Raw genomic sequence first — 26,784 nt, forward strand, 5'->3', positions numbered from 1 at the left:
ACTGCAACTTCCGTATACCGATATCGACTTGTGCCTGGTGGGAGTACTACTTCAGGCGTGCCATCAGGGCGTGCTCGACCAGCGTGATCAGGCCGCTCTTGGCGTCCGCGCGGTGGCGGGCGTCCGTCGTGATGATGGGCGCGTCGGGCCCGATCTGGAGCGCTTCGCGGACCTCGTCGGGGGTGTAGGGCTGGTGTCCGTCGAAGCCGTTGAGGGCGATGACGAAGGGGAGGCCGCTGTTCTCGAAGTAGTCGACGGCCGGGAAGCAGTCGGCGAGACGGCGGGTGTCGACGAGGACGACGGCGCCGATGGCGCCGCGGACCAGGTCGTCCCACATGAACCAGAAGCGGTCCTGCCCGGGCGTCCCGAACAGGTACAGGATCAGGTCCTGGTCGAGCGTGATGCGGCCGAAGTCCATGGCGACGGTGGTCGTCGTCTTGTCCCCGGTGTGGGTCAGGTCGTCGATGCCCGCGGACGCCGACGTCATGACGGCTTCGGTGCGCAGCGGATTGATCTCCGACACGGCCCCGACGAACGTGGTCTTGCCCACGCCGAAGCCGCCCGCCACCACGATCTTCGCCGAGGTGGTGGCACGGCCCGTACCGCCGCTAGAGCTTGCGAAGTCCACTGAGCACCCTTTCGAGCAGTGTCACATCCGGCGCGCCGCCGGCCTCTCCGTTGCCCGGCTGGTGGATGGCCACCATGCCGGCTTCCGCCAGGTCCGCCACCAGGATCCGGGCGACGCCGAGCGGCATCGACAGCAGCGCCGACACCTCCGCCACCGACTTGACCTCACGGCAGAGGTGGCAGATCCGCTGGTGCTCGGGGAGCAGGGTCCCCAGATGCGCGGGGTCTGCCGTCGTGCTGACCAGTGCCTCTATCGCGAGCTGATAGCGCGGCCGGGTCCGGCCGCCGGTCATGGCGTAGGGGCGAACCAGCGGCTGGTCGCCTTCCCCGTCGTACGACGCGTGGTGCAGTGCGCCGTACGGATCGGGTGAGGCGGGTGGCGGGGTCATGAATCCTCCGGGCGTGACAGCAGGTTCTCGGCTTGCCGTCTGCAAGGGGCCGGTGAGGGGACTAAAGCGGCCTGTCGGGTGAGGGTTGTGGGCATTACCTGGGGGGATCGTGTCGTGAATCCGCTGGATGGCCGTCTAGTGGAGCAGACTGCCTTGGAGCTCGGCGCGGAGATCGGGCGTGAGGACGGTGCCGGCACGGTCGACCAGGAGGGCCATTTCGTACCCGACCAGACCGATGTCGGCGTCCGGGTGGGCCAGAACGGCCAGCGACGAGCCGTCGGAGATGGACATGAGGAAAAGGAATCCCCGCTCCATCTCCACAACCGTCTGACTGACGGCGCCGCCCTCGAAGATCCTGGACGCACCCGCGGTCAGCGAGGTGAGACCCGACGCGACAGCGGCGAGCTGGTCGGCGCGGTCGCGCGGAAATCCTTCGGACATCGCCAGCAGCAGGCCATCCGCGGAGACCACCACCGTGTGGGACACCCCTGGGGTGTTGTCCACGAAGTTGGTGATCAGCCAGTTCAGATTCTGCGCGGCCTGACTCATGGGGCTCAACTAACGCTCCTGCTGGTGAGTGGGGCCGAGATGGAAACTGCCGGTCTGCGAGCCGTTGTTGTTGGCCTGCCGACCCTGCTGGATGCCCCGGCGGAGATTGGTCAGACGACCGCGCACGTCATCGGGCGCGCGCGAAACCTGAGGTCCGGACTGGTGATTCTGCTGCTGTGCGGTCCCCGGAACCAAATTGGCGCGGGGAACACGGCGAGGCAGCCCGGAAGTGGTGACCCCGCCGGCGGCGGGCTTCTTGACCCGCTCGGCCTGGCGTACGAGTTCATCGTTGGGCGAGGCCCGCCACGAGCTGGTGACCGATGCGTCGTCCGCACCGCGCTGAGGCAGCGGCGGAGCCGGCACACCGGTGGGCTCCGGAGCGGCCGGCGCCTGCGGTTCGGCGGGCGGCTGCTGACCGCCCTGGCCCGGACCGTGGAACCAGTTCGTCTCCAGCGTGTCGTACAGCGGCGTACGCCCGTCCCCGGGCCCGGCCGGCGGCAGGGCCTCCGGCTGCTGGGGCTGCTGGGGGAGCGCCGGCCGGTACGGCGCCTCGCCCGCCGGGGAGGCGGACGGACGCGGCGCGCCGAAGTCGTTGCCGCGCGACGCGGGCAGCTGGTGACCCTCGCCCTGCTGGGGCTGGTGCGGGACACCGAAGTCCGGCCGCGCGAACTGCGCGGTGCTCGCCGGGTCCTGGCCCGGCGGAGCCTGCTGCGGGTACGAGCGGTCCTGCGGAACCCCCTGACCCGAGAAGTCGGGCCGGGCGAACTCGGAGGTGGCCCCGGGACCCTGGCGGTCGTCGGAGGGCCGCTGGTTCGCCGGAGCGTCGAACGACGGGTCCTGGCCGGGACCCGCCGGACGGGCGAACTGCCCGGTCGTGTCGTGCTCCTCGTGACCGCGCGGTGCGTCGGCGCCCCAGCTGGTGGTACCGGGACGCTGCGGCTGCGGGTTGCCCCCGGGCAGCTCGGCGCGCGGCCCACCGGTCGGCGGCAGCTGACGGCCGGGGCCGCCGGGCTGCTGGAAACCGCCCTGCTCCTGGCGGCCCTGGGGCTGCTGCGCCTGGCCGCCCTGGCCCTGCTGGTTCTGCCAGCCGGACGGGGCCTGCTGGTTCTGCGGGGCGAACTGGCCCTGGCGGCCGTTCTGACCGGAGGAAGCCGGAGCGCCGTGCCCGAACAGGTTGGGCTGCGCACCGTCACCGCGGCCGGGCGCATCGCCCTGCGGGCCGCCCTGGGCGCCGCGGGCGCCGAGCCGGGCGCTGTTGCCGAAGGCGCCGGAGAGGCCGCCGCCCTGGCGCTGCGGAGCCGGGCCCTGGCCCGGGAAGTCCTGGCCGGGGCCGCCGTCGTTCGGCTGGCCGCCGCCCTGCGGGCCCTGCGGCCGGCCCGCCGAGCCGTCCCGGGGCGGCAGCGCCGCCCGGGGGCCCGCGCCGGAGCCGACCTGGCCGCGCTGACCGCCGCCGAGGCTCTTGCCGCCCGGACCGCCCGGACCGCCCGGACCGCTGCCGAGACCGGCGCGCTGGGCGTTGCCCGCACCGTTGCCGTTGCCGTTGCCCGCGAGCAGACCGCCCGGGGCGCCGGACTGCTGACCGGAGCCCTGCTTGGACGGCGGCTGCTTGCCGCCGTGCGCGACGTCGACGGGCAGCATGACCAGCGCGGTCGTACCGCCGGAGTCGGAGGGACGCAGCTGGATCCGGATGCCGTGACGCAGCGACAGCCGGCCGACCACGAACAGACCCATGCGGCGGGAGACGGAGACGTCCACCGTCGGAGGCTGGGCGAGCCGCTCGTTGATCGCCGCGAGGTCCTCGGGGGAGAGCCCGATGCCGGTGTCGTGGATCTCGACCAGGACGCGGCCGTCGGGCAGCGCGTGACCGGTGACCTTGACCTTCGTCTGCGGCGAGGAGAACGACGTGGCGTTCTCCAGCAGCTCGGCGAGCAGGTGCACGAGGTCGTTGACGACGCGTCCCGCGACCTCGGTGGCGGGCACCGCGGACAGCTCGATGCGCTCGTACTGCTCCACCTCGGACGCGGCGGCGCGGAGGACGTCGACCAGCGGGACGGGGCGGGTCCACCGGCGGCCCGGCTCCTCGCCCGCGAGGACGAGGAGGTTCTCGCCGTTCCGGCGCATACGGGTCGCGAGGTGGTCGAGCTTGAAGAGCGAGGACAGCTGGTCCGGGTCGGCCTCGCGCGACTCCAGCTCGGAGATGAGCGAGAGCTGGCGCTGGATGAGGCCCTGGGAGCGGCGCGAGAGGTTAGTGAACATCGCGTTGACGTTGCCCCGGAGGAGGGCCTGCTCGGCGGCGAGGCGGACGGCCTCGCGGTGCACGTCGTCGAAGGCCGCGGCCACCTGGCCGATCTCGTCCCGGGAGTGCACGCCGACCGACTCGACGGAGGTGTCGACGTCCTGCGGGTCGGTCTCGGAGAGCTGCTTGACGAGCTCGGGCAGCCGGTCCTGGGCGACGCGGGTGGCGGTGTCCTGGAGGCGGCGCAGCGACCGGATCATGGAGCGGGCCACCACGAACGCGCCGACGAGCGAGACGCCGAGCACGATGAAGATGACCGCACCGTTGACGATCGCGTCGCGCTGGGACGCCTGGCGCAGCTCGCGGGCCTTGGCCTCCATGTCGCTGAGGAGGGTGGCCTCGATCGTCTCCATGGCCTTGATCTTGATGGTGCTCTGGTCGTACCAGTCCAGGTACGACCGGACCTGCTTGCCCTCGATCCCGTTCGTGGTGGACAGGATCCGCTTGGCGTACATGTTCCCGGCGTTGATCTCCGGGTTGCCGTTGTCCAGAGGCGCCATGAGCTCTTCGGCGCTCTGCCCGGTCGTCGCGTAGATCTGCTTGAACGACAGGAGGGCGCGGGACTCCTTCTGGAGCGCGTTCTCACCGAATTGCCGGTCGTTCGGGTTGAGGTGCGGCTCCTTGACCGAGCCTCCGGGCAGCGCCGCGGCGATGATCGCGCGCTGGACGGAGGCGTACTCCTTGGCGGAGGAGAACGCCGCCAGGGCTCGGGTCCGCTTGATCATGTCCGGGTTGCTGGTCGCCTGCGCCATGTCCTGCGAGAGGCTCAGCAGCGAGGTGATCAGCTGGCTGTACTGGTCGATCGTGTTGAGACTCGGCGCGCCCTCCTCGTACGCCGTCTTGCGGATCGAACGGATGTTGCCGAGCTGGGAGGCGATCGCCCTGACGCTTCCGTGGATGCTCTCCAGCGACTCGTTGCCCTGGGTGTCACCGATCGTGTCGGTCTCGTCGAGGAAGGCGTTCTTGGCGCGGTCGGTCTTGTCCCGGGGCCCGGTGACCTTGTAGTCGGTGGGCTTGGACTTGTTCGACAGCGGACCGGCCGACTGGTCGCGCTCCACCTGAAGAGCCTGGGCGAGCGAGGTCGCCTGCTTGGTCATCTTCGTCAGCAGCTGCATGTGCTCCAGCTGCTGCATGTCGGTCATCGACTCCTGGATCCGCAGACCGCCGAGGCTGGTCGCGGCGACCACCGGGAGGGCGAGGAGCGAGACCAGTCGCGTACTGATGCGCCAGTTACGGAGCGCTATTCGCGAACCCGTGTCGACCGGGCCGCGCGACTGGGCGGCCGTGTCCGGCTCCGCACCGCTCGTCGTGGAGCCCGGGCGCTGCGCACGGTCGCTGTTGTCGCCGGCAGCGGCCGGCCCGGGGTTCTGGGCGTGCTGGGGCGAGGAACCGCGGTCGGTCCCGCCGCGCGGCTCCTGTTCCGCCGGAGCGCTGCCATCCCTCTTGAAACGTCCCTGCACTAGCGTCGCAACCTCTGGACCAGGCGTCCCGCCCGCGTGTGCGGACAGGACGGTGTCGGCGTCGTGGGGCGCTGGACGCGCCCCATGGTGGTCGTGTGAGTGACCGGCGTACTTCCCCCTCCCGCCGCCACTCGGCGCTGCGTTGCGCCCCGGCGCGCCGGCCTGAAACCCGCGGCGGTGCGTGGAATTCCAGCACAGTGCAGGATCTCCAACAAGGCCCATGTACCGGGCTGTGACCTGCGTGACACGTTGTGATGAACGAGTAACAAGCAGTGGAGAGTGATCGTGGGTAAAGCGGACTATTGCGGAGGAGTTACCTAGGGGTGGGGGGTGTCCCAGTCGCGATGATCAGGAGCGGAATGGTGGATTCAGTGATGCAATGTCCGTTTCTGAGATCATGATCCGCTGCCCGGAATGGGCCAATTGTCGATTAGTTCGTGAGCAAACTCACATGATGATCGTCGCCTCATCCCGGCTCCGGCGGGGAATCGGATGTTTAGCCTGACGCTTTACAGGGATGGCGAATCCGACAAGCCGGCGCCGCGACGAGCGACGCCCTCACCGACAGGGTCCTGACGGCAGATGAAGACGACGACGATGTTCCGCAACATTGCCAACCCCCGGCGCACCACGCTGGCGCACCTCAAGGACGCCGAAGCGCTGCAGACGCCCCCGGCACCGGAGCACGCCGCCGACCTGCCCAACGTCACGGCCAACCCGCGCCGCACGATCCTCATGGAAGCCCCGGCCGCGGTCGCGCAGTAGGCCACCGGGCAATGCGCGAGGCTGTACCCCCTCACGGCGTTAGCCTGGAGCGTCAGTCTTCAGCCAGCCAGCAAGTGAGGGGCGACAGCATCCCGTGCGCATCGCCAGGTTCTCCATCGACGGCAATGTCGCCTTCGGCGCCGTCGAAGGGCAGGGCACCGTGGAATCCGGTGACCTCGTCCTCGACATCATCAAGGGCATTCCGTACGCCGACTTCGAGCTCTCGGGCACCAAGGTCCCGCTGAACAAGGTCCGGCTGCTGCCCCCCGTGCTCCCCAACAAGGTCGTGGCCATCGGCCGCAACTACGCGGAGCACGCCGCCGAACTCGGCCACGAGGTCCCCGACGCGCCGATCACCTTCTTCAAGCCCACCACCTCGGTGATCGGCTCCGGCGACGCGATCGAGTACCCCTCCTTCTCCGAAGAGCTGCACCACGAGGCCGAGCTGGCCGTGGTCATCGGCCGCATGTGCCGCGAGGTCCCCCGTGAACGCGTGAAGGACGTCATCCTCGGCTACACCTGCGCCAACGACGTCACCGCCCGCGATGTGCAGAAACGTGAGAAGCAGTGGGCCCGCGCCAAGGGCTTCGACACCTCCTGCCCGCTGGGCCCCTGGGTGGAGACCGACGTGGACCCCCACGACCTCACCATCCAGGCGACGGTCAACGGCGAGCAGCGACAGCTCGGCCGCACCAGCGACATGGTCCGCTCCATCGAGGACCTGGTCGTCCACATCACGGAGGCCATGACCCTCCTCCCGGGCGACGTCATCCTCACGGGCACCCCAGCGGGGGTCGGGCCCCTGCACGTCGGCGACGAGGTCGCCGTCACCATCGAAGGCATCGGCACTCTCACCAACAAGGTGATCAAGCGTGGCTAACGCACCTGTACGCGTCCGTTTCTGTCCCTCCCCGACCGGCAACCCCCACGTGGGCCTGGTCCGGACGGCGCTCTTCAACTGGGCCTTCGCCCGGCACCACCAGGGCACCCTGGTCTTCCGGATCGAGGACACCGACGCGGCGCGCGACTCCGAGGACTCCTACCGGCAGCTGCTCGACTCGATGCGCTGGCTGGGCCTGGACTGGGACGAGGGCCCCGAGATCGGCGGTCCGCACGCCCCCTACCGCCAGTCGGAGCGGATGGACCTGTACAAGGACGTCGCCGAGAAGCTCCTCGCCGCCGGGTACGCCTACCCCTGCTACTGCACCACCGAGGAGCTGGACACCCGCCGCGACGCCGCCCGCGCCGCCGGGAAGCCCTCCGGTTACGACGGCCACTGCCGCGACCTCACCGCCGAGCAGAAGGCGGCGTACGAGGCCGAGGGCCGCACCTCGATCGTCCGCTTCCGGATGCCCGACGAGGCCATCACCTTCACCGACCTGGTCCGCGGCGAGATCACCGTCCAGCCGGAGAACGTCCCCGACTACGGCATCGTCCGCGCCAACGGAGCCCCGCTCTACACCCTGGTCAACCCGGTCGACGACGCCCTGATGGAGATCACCCACGTCCTGCGCGGCGAGGACCTGCTCTCCTCCACCCCGCGCCAGATCGCGCTGTACCGGGCGCTCATCGAGCTGGGCATCGCCAAGGACACCCCCGCCTTCGGCCACCTGCCGTACGTCATGGGCGAGGGCAACAAGAAGCTCTCCAAGCGTGACCCGCAGGCTTCCCTCAACCTCTACCGGGAGCGCGGCTTCCTCCCCGAGGGCCTGCTGAACTACCTCTCGCTGCTCGGCTGGTCGATCGCCGAGGACCGCGACATCTTCTCGACGGACGAGCTGATCGCCGCGTTCGACATCGGGGACGTCAACGCCAACCCGGCCCGCTTCGACCTCAAGAAGGCCGAGCACATCAACGCCGAGCACATCCGCATGCTCGACGTGAAGACCTTCACCGAGGCCTGCGGCCCCTGGCTGAAGGCCCCCTTCGCGCCCTGGGCCCCGGAGGCCTTCGACGCGGAGAAGTGGGCCCGGATCGCCCCGTACGCCCAGACCCGGGTCACCGTGCTCTCCGACATCACCGACAACGTCGACTTCCTCTTCCTCGACGAGCCGGTGGAGGACGAGGCCTCCTGGACCAAGGCGATGAAGGGCGACCCGGTGGCCCTGCTCACCACGGCCCGCGCCAACCTGGAGGCGGCCGACTGGAGCGACCCCGAGTCGCTGAAGAACGCCGTCCTGACCGCCGGTGAGGCCCACGGCCTCAAGCTCGGCAAGGCCCAGGCCCCGGTCCGGGTCGCCGTGACCGGCCGCACCGTCGGCCTGCCGCTCTTCGAGTCCCTGGAGATCCTGGGCCGCGAGAAGAGTCTGGCCCGCGTGGACGCCGCGCTGGCGAAGCTGGCCGGGTAACCGGACCGGACACCTCCGAGGAGGGCCGCAGCCGACCGGCTGCGGCCCTCCTCGTTTTCCCCTCCGCCGCGGCCCGCCGACGGCTACCGTGAGATCCATGCCGATCCGCGCCGTGCTCTGGGACATCGACGACACGATCTTCGACTACGCGGGCGCCGACCGCACCGGCATGCGGCTCCACCTGGAGGGCGTGGGACTGCCCGAGGCGTACGCATCGGTCGACGAGGCCCTCGACGCCTGGAAGGCGATCACCGTCCGGCACTGGGCGCGCGTCGCCGCCGGGGAGACCGACTTCCTCGGGCAGCGCCGGGACCGGGTGCGGGAGTTCCTCGCGCGGGCCCTGACGGATGCCGAGGCCGACGGCTGGTTCGCCGGCCATGTGACCCACTACGAGGCCGCCTGGGCGCTCTTCCCGGACGTGCTGCCGGCCCTGGACCGCCTGGTGCCCGACTACCGGCACGCGATCCTCTCCAACTCCAGCACCGGCCACCAGCACCGCAAGCTCACCGCGCTCGGCGTCCGGGACCGCTTCGAGGCGATGGTCTGCGCCGTGGAGCTCGGCATCTCCAAGCCGGAGGCCGGGGCCTTCCACGCGGCCTGCGAGGCGCTCGCGCTGGAGCCGCACGAAGTGGCGTACGTGGGCGACGAACCGGACATCGACGCGAGCGGTGCCGTCGCCGCCGGACTCACCGGCATCTGGCTCGACCGGCGGGGCAGGGGCGGACGCACCGATCTCGTACGGATCACCGGGCTCGACCAGCTGCCGGGGCTGCTGGCGGGCGATACCCGTTTTGGAGCGCCGGACACCTTCGGGTAATGTTCTTTCTGCGCCGCCCGAGCGGGCCGAAAGATCCGGCCGGGAAGCGCAGACAGAAGTGAAGCCCCCGTCGGGGTTGCATTTCAGTGGGCTATGGTGTAATTGGCAACACTACGGTTTCTGGTACCGTCATTCTAGGTTCGAGTCCTGGTAGCCCAGCGCAGTACAGCAAGACCAGCAGGACAAGCCCCCGTTGTGTAGCGGCCTAGCACGCTGCCCTCTCACGGCAGTAGCGCCGGTTCGAATCCGGTCGGGGGTACAGATCCTTCCCGCGAGAACATCATGGGTCGCAACCATCGCTCTCGATGCAGGATCGCTAGGGCCCCCGTTGTGTAGCGGCCTAGCACGCTGCCCTCTCACGGCAGTAGCGCCGGTTCGAATCCGGTCGGGGGTACTTGTTTCACCATGGGCTATGGTGTAATTGGCAACACTACGGTTTCTGGTACCGTCATTCTAGGTTCGAGTCCTGGTAGCCCAGCGCAAGTCAGCAGTAACCACGCCCCCGTTGTGTAGCGGCCTAGCACGCTGCCCTCTCACGGCAGTAGCGCCGGTTCGAATCCGGTCGGGGGTACAACAGAGCGGTACGGAAAGGCCCTTCACCTCGGTGTAGGGCCTTTCGCGCTCTCGCGGGCCGTGCCGGCGGGGAGCGGTCGACCCCCCCAACTCCCGGAGAAGCTCGGTCACATGGGCGCGTGCCGGGTCAAAGAAAACGGCCGCCACGACGCTGGGGCGGCCTGCTGGAGAGGGCGAGGGGGAGCAGCGGGCGCGGGTCAGCCGCTGCGGCGCAGGGCTTCGGTCAGCCGTGCCGCCGAGTCGATGACCGCCTGGGCGTGCATCCGGCCCGGGTGACGGGTCAGCCGCTCGATCGGCCCGGAGATCGAGACCGCGGCGACCACCCGGTTCGACGGGCCGCGCACCGGAGCGGAGACCGAGGCGACGCCCGGCTCCCGCTCGCCGATGGACTGGGCCCAGCCCCGCCGCCGTACGCCGGAGAGCGCCGTCGCCGTGAACCGGGCGCCCTGGAGGCCCCGGTGCAGGCGCTCCGGCTCCTCCCAGGCCATCAGGATCTGGGCGGAGGAGCCCGCCTTCATCGTGAGCGTGGAGCCGACCGGCACCGTGTCCCGGAGTCCGGACAGCCGTTCCGCCGCCGCCACGCAGATACGCATGTCGCCCTGCCGGCGGTAGAGCTGCGCGCTCTCGCCGGTGATGTCGCGCAGGTGGGTGAGCACCGGTCCGGCCGTGGCCAGCAGGCGGTCCTCGCCCGCCGCGGCTGCCAGTTCCGACAGCCGGGGGCCGAGAATGAACCGGCCCTGCATATCCCTCGCCACCATCCGGTGGTGTTCCAGTGCCACGGCCAGTCGATGGGCCGTGGGCCGTGCGAGCCCGGTCGCCGCGACCAGCCCGGCGAGGGTGGCCGGACCGGACTCCAGGGCGCTCAATACCAGAGCTGCCTTGTCGAGAACGCCGACGCCGCTAGAGTTGTCCATACGACGATACTCCCGTCTCACTCTGTGAAACGCAAGTTCAATTTTCGGCGGAAGTTGCGAACCTGTGGGGGCGGCCGCACAACGGCTCGTAGCCACCGCCCCGCACGGGGGTCCGGACGGAGGCGCACCGAATCTCTAGTTGGGCCGGCGAAGACGCCGGCCGGAGGGAAAGCGATGGGTAGGACACTCGCGGAGAAGGTCTGGGACGACCACGTCGTCCGGCGCGCGGAGGGCGAGCCCGACCTTCTCTTCATCGATCTGCACCTGCTGCACGAGGTGACCAGCCCGCAGGCCTTCGACGGGCTGCGGCAGGCCGGACGTCCCGTGCGGCGCCTCGACCTCACCATCGCCACCGAGGACCACAACACCCCGACCCTCGACATCGACAAGCCGATCGCGGACCCCGTCTCGCGGGCCCAGCTGGAGACGCTGCGCAAGAACTGCGCGGACTTCGGCGTCCGGCTGCACCCGCTCGGCGACGTCGAGCAGGGCGTCGTGCACGTGGTCGGCCCGCAGCTGGGGCTGACCCAGCCCGGCACCACCGTGGTCTGCGGCGACTCCCACACCTCCACGCACGGCGCGTTCGGGGCGCTGGCGTTCGGCATCGGCACCAGCCAGGTCGAGCACGTCCTCGCCACCCAGACGCTGCCGCTGGCCCGCCCGAAGACCATGGCCATCACCGTCGAGGGCGAACTGCCCGACGAGGTCACCGCGAAGGACCTGATCCTGGCGATCATCGCCCGGATCGGTACCGGCGGCGGACAGGGCTACATCCTCGAATACCGCGGCCCCGCCATCGAGAAGCTCTCGATGGAGGCCCGGATGACCATCTGCAACATGTCGATCGAGGCCGGTGCCCGCGCCGGGATGATCGCCCCCGACGCCACCACCTTCGACTACCTCAAGGGCCGCGACCACGCCCCCGAGGGCGAGGACTGGGACGCCGCCGTCGCGTACTGGAAGACCCTGCGCTCCGACGACGACGCGGTGTTCGACGCCGAGGTCGTCATCGACGCCGCCGAACTGGCCCCGTTCGTCACCTGGGGCACCAACCCCGGCCAGGGCGCGCCGCTGTCGGCCAACGTCCCCGACCCGGCTTCGTACGAGGACGCCTCGGAGCGCCACGCCGCCGAAAAGGCCCTGGAATACATGGGGTTGACCGCCGGGCAGCCGCTGCGGGAGATCAACGTCGACACCGTCTTCGTAGGTTCGTGCACGAACGGCCGCATCGAGGACCTGCGCAACGCCGCCGCGATCCTGGACGGCCGCAAAGTCGCCGACGGCGTACGCATGCTGATCGTCCCGGGCTCCGTCCGGGTCGCGCTCCAGGCCGTCTCCGAGGGCCTGGACAAGGTCTTCACCGAGGCCGGCGCCGAATGGCGGCACGCGGGCTGCTCGATGTGCCTCGGCATGAACCCCGACCAGCTGGCCCCCGGCGAGCGCTCCGCCTCCACCTCGAACCGCAACTTCGAGGGCCGGCAGGGCAAGGGCGGCCGCACTCACCTGGTCTCGCCCCAGGTCGCCGCCGCCACCGCGGTGCTGGGCCGTCTGGCCTCGCCCGCCGACCTGTCCGACGCCCGTACCCCCGCCGGAGTCCGATAGCCATGGAAGCCTTCACCACGCACACCGGCCGGGTCGTCCCGCTGCGCCGCAGCAACGTCGACACCGACCAGATCATCCCCGCCCACTGGCTGAAGAAGGTCACTCGCGACGGGTTCGAGGACGGCCTCTTCGAAGCCTGGCGCAAGGACGAGAACTTCGTCCTCAACCGCCCCGAACGCGCACGCGCCTCGGTCCTGGTCGCCGGCCCCGACTTCGGTACGGGCTCCTCCCGCGAACACGCGGTCTGGGCCCTGCAGAACTACGGCTTCAAGGCGGTCATCTCCTCCCGCTTCGCCGACATCTTCCGGGGCAACTCGCTGAAGAACGGCCTGCTCACGGTGGTTCTGGAGCAGAAGGTCGTCGATGCCCTCTGGGAGCTGACGGAGGCCGACCCGACCGCCGAGGTGACCGTCGACCTGGAGGCCCGACAGGTCCGTGCCGAGGGCGTCACCGCCGACTTCGAGCTGGACGAGAACGCCCGCTGGCGGCTGCTGAACGGCCTCGACGACATCAGCCTCACCCTTCAGAACGAAGCGGACATCGCCGCGTACGAGGCGTCCAGGCCCGCCTTCAAGCCGCGTACCATTGCCGCCTGAGCAGCGCTTTTCCAGGACTGCGCCCCCTGCCTCCCGGCAGGGGGCGCAGTCGCTTGTTGAGACCCCGTCGGGCGACAACTCGCCCCAGATGGCACAATCGGTGCATGGAACGCGACAGCCAACTCAAGCTCTATGGCCAAGTCGCCGACCAACTGAAGGAAGCGCACGCGAAGGTGCGTGCACTGCAAGTCCCGGAGGGCGTACGGATGGCGCTGACCCGGAAGCTGTTGGTCGTCACGGCCGCGGCGAAGCACGATCTCCCGGACGCGGCAAGGCGTCTGGACCGGATGATGAAGGACCTCGATGAGGGCCGATTCCCCGAAGGTGACTGACACGTGGAACTGCGCATCGGTCGACTTCGTTGCGGCACTAGGGTGATTAGCCCGTTTCGTGTTTGATTTGCGGTATATATCTGCCTAACGTGCGAAAAAGCTTGAACACTTTCGTTCTGGCAATGTCTCCGAAGGGGAAGACGTGAACAAGGCGCAGCTCGTAGAAGCGATTGCCGACAAGGTCGGCGGCCGTCAGCAGGCCGCGGACGCCGTCGACGCGGTGCTCGACGCGATCGTCCGTGCCGTTGTCGCCGGGGACCGTGTCTCGGTCACCGGCTTCGGCTCGTTCGAGAAGGTCGACCGCCCCGCCCGGTACGCCCGCAACCCGCAGACGGGTGAGCGCGTCCGGGTCAAGAAGACCTCGGTGCCCCGCTTCCGTGCGGGCCAGGGGTTCAAGGACCTGGTGAGCGGCTCGAAGAAGCTCCCCAAGAACGACGTGGCCGTCAAGAAGGCCCCCAAGGGCAGCCTCTCGGGCGGATCTTCCGCCGCCCGCACGACGGTGAAGGCCGCCGCCGCCAAGAAGTCGGCCGCCAAGAAGGCCACGGCGAAGAAGACCACCGCCAAGAAGGCGACTCCGGCGAAGACCACCGCCGCGAAGAAGACCACGGCCAAGAAGACGACCGCGACGGCGAAGAAGACGTCCGCGGCCGCGAAGAAGGCCACCCCGGCCAAGAAGGCCACGGCCACCGCCAAGAAGACCGCGCCCGCCAAGAAGGCCACGGCGACGAAGGCGCCCGCGAAGAAGACCACGGCGCGCAAGACCACGGCCAAGAAGGCCACCGCACGCAAGAAGTGAGCCCCGGGCATCCGCCCGCCTCTCACAACGCGCCGGGCCGGGCTCCCCTACCGGGGGAGCCCGGCCCGCGGGCTGTCCGGAGCGCGTCCGGGCCGGCGAACGACGTCTAGAACGTCTGCAACGTCACCAGGGTGATCCGCAGGGCCGCCCCCTCGCCCTCGCCCTCGATGCGCACCCGCTGCCCCGGGCGCAGCAGCAACAGGCCGCCCGCGTCGAAGGCCGCGGCGTCGAACTCCACCGGGGTGCCGTCGTCCAGCAGCACACTGCCGCCACGGGTCTCGGGGTCGTACGTGTACGAGGTCGCCTGCATGGGCGGCAGCCTATCGGTCACGGGCGAAGACGGGCACGGCCGCGAGCCGTGCCGTGTGCTGTCCCACCCCCAGGGCCAGGGCGACCCGCAGGTCCTCGCCCGTGTCCACGTCCCGGCGCACCGAGTCGACACCGGACAGCGTTATTTCCACCGCCCCCGACGCCCGATGCCGGGCCCCGGACGGACCACCGAAAGCCGGACGGAATTCCGCACCGCTCGCCGCGGCCAGAAATGTCGTCCCGATTCCCGCCGCGTCCCGGAGAAAAGCCCTGGGAAAAGCGGAGGCAAAGTCGAGCACCCGCGCCAATTCATCGGTGCGCAGCGCCGGCAGGTCGGCGTTGAGCGCGGCCACCGCGGCGGCGGGCCGCGAGGCCCGCACCGAGCGCGCGCCGTGGGCCAGCGCCGCGTTGAGCCCGGACCCCGGGGCGTCCGGCACGATCCGTGCCCCGAGCGCGGAGAGGGCCGCCGCGGCCACGGCGTCGTCCGTGACGACCACCACATCCCGCACCCGGGAACAGGCCAGCGCCGCGGCCACCGTGTCCTGGGCGAAGGCCAGGGCCAGCAACGGCCGCGCATCCTCGCCCGCCGCCCTGCCCAGGCGGCTCTTGGCCCGGGCGAGCGGCTTCAGCGGAACGACCAGGGACCAGGGCCCGGCCGGATCGGTGTTCGTGGCGATCTCCCCCTCCGTACGCGTCAGGACCTATTCTCGCCTGCCGGTACGACAACCCGGAGGCCCACCGCCGGACCTGAGGCGTACGGTGTTCTCGACAGAGCAGGGCCCTGGGGCGAGACTTGACCGTCGGTAGCCGGGCCGCAGGTTCACATCCTTAAGGAAGGTATCCACGTGTCCCGCCGCAGAATCGGCTTCTGGTACCGCCTGGCGGCGGTCATCGCCAAGCCGCCACTGGTGGTTCTGTTCAAGCGCGACTGGCGGGGGATGGAGCACGTTCCGGCCGACGGCGGATTCATCAGCGTCGTCAACCACAACTCCTATCTGGACCCGCTCTCCTACGGGCATTTCCAGTACAACACCGGGCGGGTGCCCAGGTTCCTGGCGAAGGCCGGCCTCTTCCGCACCCCGTTCGTCGGGATGATGCTGCGCGGCACCGGACAGATCCCCGTCTACCGCGAGACCACCAACGCCCTGGACGCCTTCCGGGCCGCCGTGGAGGCCATCGAGCGCGGCGAGTGCGTCGCCTTCTACCCCGAGGGCACCCTCACCCGGGACCCCGACATGTGGCCGATGGCCGGGAAGACCGGGGCCGCCCGGGTCGCCCTGATGACCAAGGCGCCCGTCATCCCGGTCGCCCAGTGGGGCGCGAACGAGGTGATGCCGCCCTACGCCAAGGAGAACAAGCTCCGGCTGTTCCCCCGCAAGACGCTGCGGGTGCAGGCCGGGCCGCCCGTCGACCTCAGCCGCTTCCACGGCCTGGAGCCGACGCCCGAGGTGCTGCGCGAGGCGACCGAGGCCATCATGGCGGCGGTCACCCGCCAGCTGGAGGACCTGCGCGGCGAGAAGGCCCCCGCCGAGCTCTACGATCACCGCAAAGCCCGTGCTGAACAACGGCGCAGGGCCCAGGGAAAGGGACCCACGTGACGCACCCCGTAAAAGCGGCCGTCTTCGGAACCGGCTCATGGGGTACGGCCTTCGCCGTGATCCTCGCCGACGCGGGCTGCGACGTCACCCTCTGGGGCCGTCGCGCCGAGGTCGCCGAGGCCATCAACACCACGCACACCAACCCGGACTACCTCCCGGGCATCGCGCTCCCCGACACCGTCCGCGCCACCACCGACGCCGCCGAGGCCCTGCGGGGCGCGGAGTTCGCCTTCCTCGTCGTGCCCTCCCAGACGCTGCGCGCCAACCTCGCCGACTGGGCCCCGCACCTGGGGCCGGACACCGTCCTGGTCTCCCTGATGAAGGGCGTCGAGCTGGGCACCGCCGAGCTGATGAGCGAGGTCATCGCCGACGTCACCAAGGTCTCCGCCGACCGCATCGCCGTCGTCTCGGGCCCCAACCTGGCCAAGGAGATCGCGGAGCGCCGCCCCGCCGCGGCCGTCGTCGCCTGCTCCGACGAGTCCGTCGCCCAGCGCCTCCAGGCCGCCTGCCACACCGCGTACTTCCGCCCGTACACCAACACCGACGTGGTCGGCTGCGAGCTCGGCGGCGCCGTGAAGAACGTCATCGGCCTCGCGGTCGGCATCGCGGACGGCATGGGACTCGGCGACAACACCAAGGGCTCCCTCATCACCCGGGGCCTCGCCGAGACCACCCGACTGGGCCTGGCCATGGGCGCGGACCCGTTGACGTTCGCCGGCCTCGCCGGCCTCGGCGACCTGGTGGCCACCTGCTCCTCGCCGCTCTCGCGGAACCACACCTTCGGCACCAACCTCGGCCGCGGCATGACGCTCCAGGAGACGATCGCCGTCACCAAGCAGACCGCCGAGGGCGTCAAGTCCTGCGAATCGGTCCTCGACCTGGCCCGCAGGCACGGGGTCGACATGCCCATCACCGAGACCGTCGTCTCGATCGTCCACGAGGGCAAGTCCCCGGTCGTCGCCGTCAAGGAGCTGATGTCGCGGAGCGCCAAGGCCGAGCGACGCTGACGCCGCTCTTACCAGCAGGTACGCTCATCGCGATATGAGCAGCGAGAACCTCCCCCAGAGCCCTGAGCGCGCCGAGAGCCCTGAGCAGCAGCGCCGCAAGCCGCGTGTGGCCGTCGTGTTCGGCGGCCGCAGCTCCGAACACGGCATCTCGGTCGTCACGGCCGGCGCCGTCATGAAGGCCATCGACCGGACGAAGTACGACGTCCTGCCGATCGGCATCACGGCGGACGGACGCTGGGCGCTCACCGCCGACGAGCCCGAACGCATGGCCATCACCGACCGCCAGGTACCCGACGTGGACCTGCTCACCGGGGCCGCCGAGGGCAGCGTCGTGCTCTCCGTGGACCCGGGCAGCCGCGAGGTCGTGTACACGGAGCCCGGCGCGGTGCCCAAGGCGCTGGGCGAGGTCGACGTCGTCTTCCCCGTGCTGCACGGCCCGTACGGCGAGGACGGCACCCTCCAGGGCCTTCTCGAACTCTCCGGTGTGCCCTACGTCGGTGCGGGAGTGCTCGCCTCCGCCGTCGGCCAGGACAAGGAGTACATGAAGCGCGTCTTCATCTCCTTCGGGCTGCCCGTCGGACCGTACGAGGTCGTCCGGCCCCGCGAGTGGGACAACGACCCCGCCGCCGCCCGCAAGCGGATCGTGGACTTCGCCGGCGAGCACGGCTGGCCGCTGTTCATCAAGCCCGCCCGCGGCGGCTCCTCGATGGGCATCACCAAGGTCGACGGCATCGAAGGCCTCGACGCGGCGATCGAGGAGGCCCGCCGCCACGACCCGAAGTTCCTCGTCGAGTCGCTGCTGCGCGGCCGGGAGATCGAGTGCGGGGTGCTGGAGTTCGAGGACGGCCCGCGCGCCAGCGTGCCCGCCGAGATCCCGCCGGTCACCGCGCACGACTTCTACGACTTCGAGGCCAAGTACATCGACTCGGCCACGGGCCTGGTGCCGGCGCCGCTCACCGAGGAGCAGACCGCCGAGGTGCAGCGGCTCGCCGTCGCCGCCTTCGACGCGGTCTCCTGCGAGGGCCTGGTGCGCGCCGACTTCTTCCTCACCGAGGACGGCACCTTCGTCATCAACGAGATCAACACGCTGCCGGGCTTCACCCCGATCTCCATGTACCCGCGCATGTGGCAGGAGACCGGCGTGAGCTACCCGGAACTGGTCGACCGGCTGATCCAGGCCGCGTTGACCCGCTCCACCGGACTGCGCTGACGAAGCCGGGGGCGGGACTCAGAATTTCCCGGGGACCGTCTTCGAGACGGGACCGGCGAACGAGGCCAGCGGCGTGATGTCGTGGGCGTACGTCGAATCCAGCGTGACCTCGACGTACGCCTTGCGGTACGTGGTGGTGAACCGCGGACCGGAGCCCTCGGGCTCCTCCAGCATCCACTGCACCCCGTCCGCCTCGACGCCCTCGGACTGCGGGTCGTCCATCTTCACGGGCCGGGGGACCCCGCAGCGCAGTACGATCGCCCCGTCCCCCCAGCCGGCGGTCAGCTCCGAATCCGGGGAGGGGTCACTGCGTTCCAGATCGAGGATCTTCTCCGGCAGTTCCTCGTGCAGGGCCTCGCAGTACGCGGCGGCCTCCGCGGCCGGCGAGGGAACCGGGACCGACGGCTGGGCGTCGCTGAGGGAACAGCCCGCCGCGGCCAGCACGAGCACGGCAGCGGACGGACCGAGGAATATCGAGCGCGGGGAACGGCGGGCGGATGACGTCACCGGCCCAGCCTAGACGGGGGTCAGAGGTGGACGACCGGGCAGGTCAGGGTCCGTGTGATGCCGTCCACCTGCTGCACCTTGGCGACCACCATGCGGCCGAGCTCGTCGACCGTGTCCGCCTGGGCCCGCACGATCACGTCGTACGGACCGGTGACGTCCTCTGCCTGGATGACTCCCGGAATCTTGGAGATGGTCTCGGCGACGATCGACGCCTTGCCCACCTCGGTCTGGATGAGGATGTACGCCTGTACCACGGAACCTCCAGGGCGGCCACGAGGATCATGTGGGGGAAAGGGACGCCACGTTATCGCGTTGCCGCGGGCCGCGGGGAGACCTACGGGCCGGATGCCGCCCACAGCGTGGCGTACGGGGCGCAGAAGTTGACGTATCTCTTGACGGTACCGACAGCACAGACGGCTCGCGACCGGGGGCCCGGACGGGTGTCCGGGGCGATAAAGGAGAGGTGAGACTCGGTGAAGGGAACCGTGGGCGAGTTGGGGGAGTTCGGGCTCATCAGAGAGCTCACGTCCCGGCTCACCACCACTCCGGCGGTACGGCTGGGACCCGGCGACGACGCCGCGGTCGTGGCCGCCCCCGACCGCAGGGTCGTGGCCAGTACGGACATCCTGCTGGAAGGGCGGCACTTCCGCCGTGACTGGTCGACGGCGTACGACGTCGGCCGCAAGGCAGCCGCCCAGAACCTCGCCGACATCGCGGCGATGGGCGCCGTGCCCACCGCGCTGCTTCTCGGCCTGGTCGTCCCCGCCGACCTCCCCGTCACCTGGGCCGCCGAACTGATGGACGGCCTGCGCGACGAATGCCAGGTGGCGGGCGCGGCCGTGGTCGGCGGAGATGTGGTGGGCGGCGACACGATCACCGTCGCCATCACCGCGCTCGGCGACCTGCGCAACCACGAACCGGTCACCCGCGCCGGCGCACGCCCCGGCGACGTCGTCGCGGTCACCGGCTGGCTCGGCTGGTCGGCGGCCGGTTACGCGGTGCTCTCCCGGGGCTTCCGCTCGCCCCGCGCCTTCGTCGAGGCCCACCGCCGCCCCGAGCCGCCGTACCACGCGGGTCCCGCGGCCGCCGGGCTCGGCGCCACCGCGATGACCGACGTCAGCGACGGCCTCGTCGCCGATCTCGGGCATATCGCGGAGGCCAGCAAATGCCGGATCGACCTGCGCTCCGGGCTCATCGACATCCCCTCCCAGATGTCCGACATCGGCCAGGCCGTCGGCGTCGACCCGCTCCAGTGGGTGCTGACCGGGGGAGAGGACCACGCGATCGTGGCGACCTTCCCGCCCGACGCGAAGCTCCCCGCCCGCTGGAAGGTGATCGGCGAGGTCCTCAACCCCTCCGCCCTGCCCCAGGTCACCGTCGACGGCGCCCCCTGGACCAGCAAGGGCGGCTGGGACCACTTCGGTTCCATCGAGGACGCCCACCCGCCCCGGTGACCGTTAGATTGCTGCGTATGCCCATACGTACCGCTGTACCGCCCCGTGTGCTCACCGTCGCCGGATCCGACTCCGGCGGCGGTGCGGGGATCCAGGCCGATCTCAAGACGATGCTCGCCCTCGGCGTGCACGGCATGAGCGTGCTCACCGCCGTCACCGCGCAGAACTCCCTCGGCGTCCAGGGCGCGTGGGAGCTTCCGGTGGACGCCGTACGCGCCCAGTACCGCAGCGTCGTCGACGACATCGGCGTCCAGGCCGTGAAGACCGGCATGCTCGCCTCCGCCGCCCTCGTGGAGACCGTCGCGGAACTCCTCGCCGGAACCGACGCCCCTGTCGTCGTCGACCCGGTCGGTGTCTCCAAGCACGGGGACGCGCTGCTCGCCGCCGAGGCCCTCGACTCCGTACGGACCGAGTTGCTCCCCGTCGCCACCGTCGCCACCCCGAACCTCGACGAAGTGGCCCAGCTCACCGGCGTCCGCGTCACGGACGAGAGCGGGATGCGCCGGGCCGCCGAGGAGATCCTCGGCTTCGGACCGCGCTGGGTCGTGATCAAGGGCGGCCATCTGCCCGGGGAGGCGGTGGACCTGCTCACCGACGGGAGCGCGGAGCACTGGCTGCGCGCCCCCCGGCACGACAACCGCCACACCCACGGCACCGGCTGCACGCTGGCCTCCGCCATCGCCTCCGGGCTCGCGCTGGGGGTGGACGTACCCGCGGCGGTCCAGGGCGCGAAGACGTACGTCACCGGCGCGATCGAGGCCGGGTTCCCGCTCGGCGCCGGTATCGGCCCGGTCGACCACGGCTGGCTGACCCGCCCGGCCGGCTGACGACCGGCCTCCGGACGCACCGGCCCCGGAGCACACCGGCCCCCGAGCACAGCAAAAAGCCGGTCCACCGAGGTGGACCGGCTTTTTGGGCAACCGGAAGGCTGCGCTACGACGGGGACGTCAGCGCGCGACCTTGCCGGCCTTGATGCACGAGGTGCAGACGTTGAGCCGCTTCGGCGTCCGACCGACCACGGCACGCACGCGCTGGATGTTGGGATTCCAGCGACGAGACGTACGGCGGTGCGAGAACGAAACGCTGTTGCCGAAGCTCGGCCCCTTGCCGCAAACGTCGCAGTTGGCAGCCACGGGTCACTCCAAAGACTTCAGGTGCACTTACAGTGAATTCCGGCGCGCCGGAATCAGTTGGACTGAAGTGGCGGTACCGGGGGAATGTCCCGACTCTCATCGGGCAACCGGAGCAGCATACAACGCCTGCTTCGGAGATACGAAACTACCACGGCTCGGCCGCCCGCCCTCCCGCCCCCTGTCCCTGCCGGGACCCCCGCGGGCGGGCTAACCTGCGGTGCAGCCCGTCGCCACGGCCGCTCAAGGAGGACCATCGGTGCCACAGCTCCCCGACGACCTGGACGCCGTCGCGGTACGCACGTGGTGCTCGCTGGCCCTGGAGGCGCTGGGCCGGGAGCGCGCGGAGATCGACGCGATCAACGTCTATCCCATCGCCGACGGGGACACCGGCACCAACCTCTATCTGACGCTCGAGTCCGCCACGGCGGCCGTCGAAGCGGTCTTCGCCGCCCATGAGACCGGCACCACCGCACCCGCCACCGCCGACGCCGTACGCGCCATGGCGCACGGCGCCCTGATCGGAGCCCGCGGGAACTCCGGCACGATCCTGGCCCAGCTGCTGCGCGGCATGGCCGGGGTGCTGGCCGACGGCGGCGACGCGGCTCATCTGCGCCTCGCCCTGACGAGCGCCGCCGACGCGGCCCGGCAGGCCGTCGCCCACCCCGTCGAGGGCACCGTGCTCACCGTCGCCGCCGAGGCCGCCGAGGCCGCCCGGGGCGAGGACCCCGACCTGCGCACCGTCGTCACCGCCGCCTACGAGGGGGCGCGCGCCGCCCTCGCGCGCACCCCCGAGCAGCTCGCGGTCCTCGGCCGGGCCGGCGTGGTCGACGCCGGGGGCCGGGGTCTGGTGGCGGTACTGGGCGCGCTGGTGGAGACGGTGACCGGGCAGGCTCCCGCACGGGGACCGCGTACCGCTTCCGGGAACGCCGCCAAGGCGCCCGTGACCGTGGACGGGGGGTCCGTCGTGGGGCTGCCGGTGGGCGGCACTCCGGTGGAGGGCGTCACGGAGGCCGTCGGGGAGGGGGGCCCTCCCGCGGGCGCTCCGGTGGACGGGCCGCTCGACTGCCCCGAGGACGGTGGTGCCGGGCCCGCGTTCGAGGTGATCTACCTCCTGGAGGCACGGGACGAGCAGGTGGCCCGGCTGCGCACCCGGCTCGACGCGCTCGGCGACTCCCTGGTCGTCGTCGGCGGTGACGGGCTCTGGCACGTCCACGTCCATGTCGACGACGCCGGGGCGGCCGTGGAGGCGGGCGTCGAGGCCGGGCGGCCGTACCGGATCCGGATCACCCACTTCGCCACGGAGAGCGGCCACGACGTCCGCGTCCAGGCCGAACCCGCACGGCGCGCCGTCGTCGTCGTGGTCCCCGGCGACGGCCTGGCCGGGCTCTGCACCGAGGCCGGCGCCACCACCGTGATCGCCCGCCCCGGCGAACCGCCCGCCAGCGGCGAACTGGTCGACGCCATCCGCCGGGCCCACGCCCGCGAGGTGGTCCTGCTGCCCAACGACGCGGCCCTGCGCCACACGGCGGCCGCCGCCGCCGAACAGGCCAGGACCGAGGGGGTCCGGGTCGCCCTCGTCCCCACCCGCGCCGCCGTCCAGGGCATCGCCGCCCTCGCCGTCCACGAGCCGGACCGGGGCTTCGACGAGGACGTGGTCGCCATGACCGCCGCCGCAGGTGCCACCCGCTACGCCGAACTGGCCGTCGCCGAGCGCCAGTCGTGGACCATGGCGGGCATCTGCCAGGCCGGGGACATCCTCGGATTGATCGACGGCGACGTCGCCGTGATCGGCGCCGACGTCCCCGGCACCGCCCGCACCGTGCTCGACCGGATGCTGGCGGCGGGCGGCGAACTCGTCACCCTCGTCCTCGGCGAGGACGTCCCGGACACGCTCGCGGACGCCCTGGAGGAACACGTACGCGAGGGCCACCTCGCCGTGGACACCGTGGTCTACCGGGGCGGCCACCAGCGCGCACCGCTGCTCATCGGCGTCGAGTAGCGGATCCGCCGCCGCGCCCGGCGGACAGCTGTCAGTGCCGTGGTGTGCAATGGACCGCGTGTCCTCGTTCGATGAACCTCTGAAGAAGCTGCTCGGCGGAGCCACCGCGAAGGTGATGGCCGAACACCTCGACCTGCACACGGTCGGGGACCTGCTGCACCACTACCCGCGCCGGTACGAGGAGCGCGGCAAGCTGACCGCGCTGGCCGACCTCCCGCTGGACGAGCACGTCACGGTCGTCGCCCAGGTCGCCGACGCCCGGATCCTGATGTTCAACAACGGCCGGGGCAAACGCCTGGAGGTCACCCTCACCGACGGCAGCGGCCGCCTCCAGCTGGTCTTCTTCGGCCACGGCGTCCACAAGCCGCACAAGGAGCTGCTGCCGGGCCGCCAGGCGATGTTCGCGGGCAAGGTGTCCGTCTTCAACCGCAAGATGCAGCTGGCCCACCCCACCTACCAACTGCTCGACGTCTCCGACGCCGACGAGGCCACCGAGGCCGTGGACGCCTTCGCCGGACGGCTGCTGCCGATCTATCCCGCGTGCAAGCAGCTCGACTCCTGGCGGATCGCCAAGGCCGTGGACGCCGTCCTGCCCAGCGCCCGGGACGCGGTGGACCCGCTGCCCGCCTCCCTGCGCGAGGGGCGCGGCTTCACCCCGCTGCCCGAGGCCCTGCTCAAGGTGCACCGCCCGCAGACCAAGGCGGACATCGAGGACGCCAAGGCCCGCCTCAAATGGGACGAGGCGTTCGTCCTCCAGGTCGCCCTGGCCCGCCGCCGGTACGCCGACACCCAGCTCCCCGCCGCCGCCCGCCGCCCCGTCGCGGACGGCCTGCTGGACGCGTTCGACGCCAAGCTGCCCTTCACCCTCACCGAGGGCCAGGAGAAGGTCAGCAAGGAGATCTTCGACGACCTCGCCACCGAGCACCCGATGCACCGTCTTCTCCAGGGGGAGGTGGGGTCGGGCAAGACCATGGTGGCCCTGCGCGCCATGCTCGCCGTGGTCGACGCGGGCGGCCAGGCCGCGATGCTCGCCCCCACCGAGGTCCTCGCCCAGCAGCACCACCGCTCGATCACCGAGATGCTGGGCGAGCTGGCCGAGGGCGGCATGCTGGGCGGCTCGGAGCAGGGCACCAAGGTGGTCCTGCTCACCGGCTCCATGGGCACGGCCGCCCGCCGTCAGGCCCTGCTCGACCTGGTCACCGGCGAGGCCGGCATCGTCATCGGCACCCACGCCCTCATCGAGGACAAGGTCCAGTTCCACGATCTGGGCCTGGTCGTCGTGGACGAACAGCACCGCTTCGGCGTGGAACAGCGCGACGCGCTCCGGTCGAAGGGGAAGCAGCCGCCCCACCTCCTCGTCATGACCGCCACCCCCATTCCCCGTACGGTCGCGATGACGGTCTTCGGCGACCTGGAGACCTCCGTCCTGGACCAGCTCCCGGCCGGCCGCTCCCCGATCGCCAGCCATGTCGTCCCCGCCAAGGACAAGCCCCACTTCCTCGCCCGCGCCTGGGAACGCGTCCGCGAGGAGGTCGAGAACGGCCACCAGGCGTATGTGGTCTGCCCCCGCATCGGCGACGACGCGGAGGAGGCCGAGGGCAAGGGCGGCAAGAAGGCGAAGGCCAAGAAGGCGGCCCCCGAGGAGGACGGCGACAAGCGCCCGCCGCTCGCCGTCCTGGAGATCGCCGACGAGCTGCGCAAGGGGCCGCTCGCCGGGCTCACCGTCGAGGTGCTGCACGGCCGCATGCACCCTGACGAGAAGGACGACGTCATGCGCCGGTTCGCCGCCGGGGACGTCGACGTCCTGGTCGCGACCACCGTCATCGAGGTCGGCGTCAACGTCCCCAACGCCACCGCCATGGTGATCATGGACGCCGACCGCTTCGGCGTCTCCCAGCTCCACCAGCTCCGCGGCCGCGTCGGCCGGGGCTCCGCCCCCGGACTCTGTCTGCTGGTCAGCGAGGCCCACGAGGCGAGCCCCGCCCGCGCCCGCCTCTCCGCCGTCGCGGCCACCCTCGACGGCTTCGAGCTCTCCCGGATCGACCTGGAGCAGCGCCGCGAGGGCGATGTGCTGGGCCAGGCCCAGTCCGGGGTGCGCTCCTCGCTGCGGATGCTCACCGTCATCGACGACGAGGAGGTCATCGCCGCCGCCCGTGAGGAGGCCGTGGCGATCGTCGCCGCCGACCCGGAGCTGGAGCACCTGCCGGAGCTGCGCACGGTGCTGGCCGCCCTCCTGGACAAGGAGCGCGAGGAGTATCTCGACAAGGGGTGAGCCCCGGGACCGTCCTGCCGGGGCACGCGTACCCGGGGCCGTCCTGCCGGTGTCGGCCGTACGCCATATCGTGGACGCACGGCCCGCGCCCGTACGCGCGCGCCCGATGGACTCCCCCGACCCCGAGGACCCGACACCCATGACCCGCGTGATCGCCGGCTCGGCCGGCGGACGCCGCCTGGCCGTCCCGCCCGGCACCGGCACCCGCCCCACCTCCGACCGTGCGCGCGAGGGCCTCTTCTCCACCTGGCAGGCGCTTCTCGGCACTCTGGAAGGGACCCGGGTCGCCGATCTGTACGCCGGCTCCGGCGCCGTCGGCCTCGAAGCGCTCTCCCGCGGCGCGGTCCACGCCCTGCTCGTGGAGGCCGACCCGAAGGCCGTCCGCACCGTCCGCGACAACGTCCGCACCCTCGGTCTCCCGGGCGCCGACGTCCGTACCGGCAAAGCCGAACAGATCGTGACAGGAACGGCGCCCGCCGACCCGTACGACATCGTCTTCCTCGATCCGCCGTACGCCGTCACCGACGACGATCTTCGCGAGATCCTGCTCACACTCCGTGCTCAGGGGTGGCTCGCGGAGGATGCGCTCGTCACCGTGGAACGCAGCACCCGGGGCGGAGAATTCGGCTGGCCCGCCGGATTCGAGCCACTGCGCTCCCGTCGCTACGGCGAGGGAACGCTTTGGTACGGTCGCGCCGCCGCTACGTGCGAAGACGCACGATGACCGGACCGGAGAGCGAGGGAATCACAGTGCGCCGCGCCGTCTGTCCGGGGTCGTTCGACCCCATCACCAACGGACATCTCGACATCATTGGCCGAGCCTCGAAGCTGTACGACGTGGTGCACGTGGCGGTGATGATCAACCAGTCCAAGAAGGGGCTGTTCACCGTGGACGAGCGGATCGAGCTGATCCGCGAGGTCACCGCCGACTTCGGCAACGTCGAGGTGGAGTCCTTCCACGGCCTGCTGGTCGACTTCTGCAAGCAGCGGGAGATCCCGGCGATCGTGAAGGGCCTGCGGGCCGTCAGCGACTTCGACTACGAGCTGCAGATGGCCCAGATGAACAACGGCCTCTCCGGTGTCGAGACGCTCTTCGTACCGACCAACCCGACGTACAGCTTCCTGTCGTCCTCGCTGGTCAAGGAGGTGGCGACCTGGGGCGGCGACGTCTCGCACCTGCTGCCGCCGACCGTCCACGAGGCGCTCGTGGAGCGGCTCGGCGAGCGCTGAG

Annotated in this window: 27 protein-coding genes and 5 tRNA genes; 22 read left to right on the plus strand and 10 right to left on the minus strand. The window is 70.9% G+C overall.

Annotation, left to right across the window (positions count from 1 at the left end; genetic code table 11):
• Positions 1-46: 46 nt before the first annotated feature.
• From CCZ36_RS26145 to CCZ36_RS26160, 4 genes are all read right to left on the minus strand, one after another.
• Positions 47-628 carry a GTP-binding protein gene (locus CCZ36_RS26145; protein ID WP_003966011.1) on the minus strand — a complete coding sequence of 194 codons (582 nt, stop codon included), beginning with the start codon at positions 626-628 and terminating at the stop codon, positions 47-49.
• Positions 609-1,016, minus strand: a complete 408-nt coding sequence (locus tag CCZ36_RS26150) for a DUF742 domain-containing protein (protein WP_003966010.1) — start codon at positions 1,014-1,016, stop codon at positions 609-611. Before CCZ36_RS26150 ends, CCZ36_RS26145 begins: the two co-directional genes overlap by 20 nt.
• 135 nt (positions 1,017-1,151) lie before the next feature.
• Complete coding sequence (locus tag CCZ36_RS26155) at positions 1,152-1,565, minus strand: roadblock/LC7 domain-containing protein (RefSeq protein ID WP_006127850.1); 414 nt, start codon at positions 1,563-1,565, stop codon at positions 1,152-1,154.
• Between the two features lie 9 nt (positions 1,566-1,574).
• On the minus strand, positions 1,575-5,321 hold the full coding sequence (locus CCZ36_RS26160) for a sensor histidine kinase (RefSeq protein WP_128818688.1): 3,747 nt from the start codon (positions 5,319-5,321) through the stop codon (positions 1,575-1,577).
• A 582-nt stretch (positions 5,322-5,903) separates the two neighbouring features.
• Between CCZ36_RS26160 and CCZ36_RS26165 the strand changes: the two genes are divergently transcribed.
• The 9 genes from CCZ36_RS26165 (at position 5,904) to CCZ36_RS26205 (ending at position 9,822) form a co-directional block, all read left to right on the plus strand.
• Entirely contained in the window at positions 5,904-6,086 is a 183-nt protein-coding gene (locus CCZ36_RS26165; RefSeq protein WP_069740126.1) for a hypothetical protein, read from the plus strand.
• 94 nt (positions 6,087-6,180) lie between these two features.
• Positions 6,181-6,966 carry a fumarylacetoacetate hydrolase family protein gene (locus CCZ36_RS26170; RefSeq protein ID WP_006127854.1) on the plus strand — a complete coding sequence of 262 codons (786 nt, stop codon included), beginning with the start codon at positions 6,181-6,183 and terminating at the stop codon, positions 6,964-6,966.
• Positions 6,959-8,434: a glutamate--tRNA ligase gene (gene gltX, locus CCZ36_RS26175; protein ID WP_128818689.1), complete on the plus strand. Its 1,476-nt coding sequence runs from the start codon at positions 6,959-6,961 to the stop codon at positions 8,432-8,434. The genes CCZ36_RS26170 and gltX overlap by 8 nt, the downstream gene beginning before the upstream one ends.
• 97 nt (positions 8,435-8,531) lie before the next feature.
• Positions 8,532-9,251: an HAD family hydrolase gene (locus tag CCZ36_RS26180; RefSeq protein ID WP_128818690.1), complete on the plus strand. Its 720-nt coding sequence runs from the start codon at positions 8,532-8,534 to the stop codon at positions 9,249-9,251.
• 87 nt (positions 9,252-9,338) lie between these two features.
• A tRNA-Gln gene (locus CCZ36_RS26185) sits at positions 9,339-9,410 on the plus strand.
• 27 nt (positions 9,411-9,437) lie between these two features.
• Positions 9,438-9,510, plus strand: a tRNA-Glu gene (locus tag CCZ36_RS26190).
• A 62-nt stretch (positions 9,511-9,572) separates the two neighbouring features.
• Positions 9,573-9,645: transfer RNA gene (locus tag CCZ36_RS26195), tRNA-Glu, on the plus strand.
• Positions 9,646-9,657: 12 nt separating this feature from the next.
• Positions 9,658-9,729, plus strand: a tRNA-Gln gene (locus CCZ36_RS26200).
• Positions 9,730-9,749: 20 nt separating this feature from the next.
• Positions 9,750-9,822 (plus strand) — tRNA-Glu (locus tag CCZ36_RS26205).
• Between the two features lie 199 nt (positions 9,823-10,021).
• Here the strand turns inward: CCZ36_RS26205 and ndgR are convergent.
• A complete protein-coding gene (gene ndgR / locus CCZ36_RS26210) occupies positions 10,022-10,738 on the minus strand; it encodes an IclR family transcriptional regulator NdgR (protein WP_006127859.1) in 717 nt (238 codons plus the stop codon).
• 174 nt (positions 10,739-10,912) lie between these two features.
• On the opposite strand from ndgR, the gene leuC reads away from it, so the two are divergent.
• From leuC to CCZ36_RS26230, 4 genes are all read left to right on the plus strand, one after another.
• On the plus strand, positions 10,913-12,340 hold the full coding sequence (gene leuC, locus CCZ36_RS26215; RefSeq protein ID WP_128818691.1) for a 3-isopropylmalate dehydratase large subunit: 1,428 nt from the start codon (positions 10,913-10,915) through the stop codon (positions 12,338-12,340).
• 2 nt (positions 12,341-12,342) lie between these two features.
• On the plus strand, positions 12,343-12,936 hold the full coding sequence (gene leuD, locus CCZ36_RS26220) for a 3-isopropylmalate dehydratase small subunit (RefSeq protein ID WP_069740130.1): 594 nt from the start codon (positions 12,343-12,345) through the stop codon (positions 12,934-12,936).
• A gap of 104 nt (positions 12,937-13,040) precedes the next feature.
• Positions 13,041-13,268: a hypothetical protein gene (locus CCZ36_RS26225; protein ID WP_069740131.1), complete on the plus strand. Its 228-nt coding sequence runs from the start codon at positions 13,041-13,043 to the stop codon at positions 13,266-13,268.
• A 142-nt stretch (positions 13,269-13,410) separates the two neighbouring features.
• Positions 13,411-14,064, plus strand: coding sequence for an HU family DNA-binding protein (locus tag CCZ36_RS26230; protein WP_069740132.1), 654 nt, complete (start codon positions 13,411-13,413; stop codon positions 14,062-14,064).
• Positions 14,065-14,170: 106 nt separating this feature from the next.
• On the opposite strand, the gene CCZ36_RS26235 is transcribed toward CCZ36_RS26230, so the two are convergent.
• Positions 14,171-14,374, minus strand: coding sequence for a hypothetical protein (locus CCZ36_RS26235; RefSeq protein ID WP_010062008.1), 204 nt, complete (start codon positions 14,372-14,374; stop codon positions 14,171-14,173).
• A 10-nt stretch (positions 14,375-14,384) separates the two neighbouring features.
• Positions 14,385-15,071, minus strand: a complete 687-nt coding sequence (cofC, locus tag CCZ36_RS26240) for a 2-phospho-L-lactate guanylyltransferase (RefSeq protein ID WP_128818692.1) — start codon at positions 15,069-15,071, stop codon at positions 14,385-14,387.
• A gap of 147 nt (positions 15,072-15,218) precedes the next feature.
• Here cofC and CCZ36_RS26245 point away from each other — a divergent pair, with 147 nt between their 5' ends.
• From CCZ36_RS26245 to CCZ36_RS26255, 3 genes are read left to right on the plus strand one after another with little or no spacing between them, the layout of a single operon-like run.
• Positions 15,219-15,971 (plus strand): lysophospholipid acyltransferase family protein, encoded by a 753-nt coding sequence (locus CCZ36_RS26245; RefSeq protein WP_128818693.1) that lies wholly within the window; start codon positions 15,219-15,221, stop codon positions 15,969-15,971.
• Positions 15,968-16,978, plus strand: a complete 1,011-nt coding sequence (locus CCZ36_RS26250) for an NAD(P)H-dependent glycerol-3-phosphate dehydrogenase (RefSeq protein WP_069740135.1) — start codon at positions 15,968-15,970, stop codon at positions 16,976-16,978. Before CCZ36_RS26245 ends, CCZ36_RS26250 begins: the two co-directional genes overlap by 4 nt.
• A gap of 34 nt (positions 16,979-17,012) precedes the next feature.
• On the plus strand, positions 17,013-18,188 hold the full coding sequence (locus CCZ36_RS26255; protein ID WP_128818694.1) for a D-alanine--D-alanine ligase family protein: 1,176 nt from the start codon (positions 17,013-17,015) through the stop codon (positions 18,186-18,188).
• Positions 18,189-18,206: 18 nt separating this feature from the next.
• Here CCZ36_RS26255 and CCZ36_RS26260 read toward each other — a convergent pair whose 3' ends face one another.
• Both CCZ36_RS26260 and CCZ36_RS26265 read right to left on the minus strand, forming a co-directional pair.
• The gene (locus CCZ36_RS26260; protein ID WP_069740137.1) at positions 18,207-18,695 is read right to left on the minus strand and encodes a DUF3515 domain-containing protein; all 489 of its coding nucleotides are present in this window, start codon (positions 18,693-18,695) and stop codon (positions 18,207-18,209) included.
• 20 nt (positions 18,696-18,715) lie between these two features.
• Positions 18,716-18,949 carry an Lrp/AsnC family transcriptional regulator gene (locus CCZ36_RS26265; RefSeq protein ID WP_006127869.1) on the minus strand — a complete coding sequence of 78 codons (234 nt, stop codon included), beginning with the start codon at positions 18,947-18,949 and terminating at the stop codon, positions 18,716-18,718.
• 219 nt (positions 18,950-19,168) lie between these two features.
• Here CCZ36_RS26265 and CCZ36_RS26270 point away from each other — a divergent pair, with 219 nt between their 5' ends.
• Both CCZ36_RS26270 and thiD read left to right on the plus strand, forming a co-directional pair.
• Positions 19,169-20,149 (plus strand): thiamine-phosphate kinase, encoded by a 981-nt coding sequence (locus tag CCZ36_RS26270; RefSeq protein WP_069740138.1) that lies wholly within the window; start codon positions 19,169-19,171, stop codon positions 20,147-20,149.
• 17 nt (positions 20,150-20,166) lie between these two features.
• Positions 20,167-20,976, plus strand: a complete 810-nt coding sequence (gene thiD / locus CCZ36_RS26275; RefSeq protein ID WP_128818695.1) for a bifunctional hydroxymethylpyrimidine kinase/phosphomethylpyrimidine kinase — start codon at positions 20,167-20,169, stop codon at positions 20,974-20,976.
• 120 nt (positions 20,977-21,096) lie between these two features.
• Here the strand turns inward: thiD and rpmB are convergent, their stop codons facing one another.
• The gene (gene rpmB, locus CCZ36_RS26280) at positions 21,097-21,282 is read right to left on the minus strand and encodes a 50S ribosomal protein L28 (RefSeq protein ID WP_006127872.1); all 186 of its coding nucleotides are present in this window, start codon (positions 21,280-21,282) and stop codon (positions 21,097-21,099) included.
• Positions 21,283-21,538: 256 nt separating this feature from the next.
• Here rpmB and CCZ36_RS26285 point away from each other — a divergent pair, with 256 nt between their 5' ends.
• The 4 genes from CCZ36_RS26285 (at position 21,539) to coaD (ending at position 26,783) form a co-directional block, all read left to right on the plus strand.
• Positions 21,539-23,281: a DAK2 domain-containing protein gene (locus CCZ36_RS26285; protein WP_128818696.1), complete on the plus strand. Its 1,743-nt coding sequence runs from the start codon at positions 21,539-21,541 to the stop codon at positions 23,279-23,281.
• Between the two features lie 49 nt (positions 23,282-23,330).
• Positions 23,331-25,553 (plus strand): ATP-dependent DNA helicase RecG, encoded by a 2,223-nt coding sequence (gene recG / locus CCZ36_RS26290; RefSeq protein ID WP_176735318.1) that lies wholly within the window; start codon positions 23,331-23,333, stop codon positions 25,551-25,553.
• A 139-nt stretch (positions 25,554-25,692) separates the two neighbouring features.
• Positions 25,693-26,277 carry a 16S rRNA (guanine(966)-N(2))-methyltransferase RsmD gene (rsmD, locus tag CCZ36_RS26295; protein ID WP_069740141.1) on the plus strand — a complete coding sequence of 195 codons (585 nt, stop codon included), beginning with the start codon at positions 25,693-25,695 and terminating at the stop codon, positions 26,275-26,277.
• A 26-nt stretch (positions 26,278-26,303) separates the two neighbouring features.
• Positions 26,304-26,783 carry a pantetheine-phosphate adenylyltransferase gene (gene coaD / locus CCZ36_RS26300; RefSeq protein ID WP_050358612.1) on the plus strand — a complete coding sequence of 160 codons (480 nt, stop codon included), beginning with the start codon at positions 26,304-26,306 and terminating at the stop codon, positions 26,781-26,783.
• The last annotated feature ends 1 nt before the right edge of the window (position 26,784 follow it).

It is taken from the genome of Streptomyces sp. S063 (assembly GCF_002832675.1).
In the GTDB taxonomy this organism is placed as follows: Bacteria; Actinomycetota; Actinomycetes; order Streptomycetales; family Streptomycetaceae; genus Streptomyces; species Streptomyces sindenensis.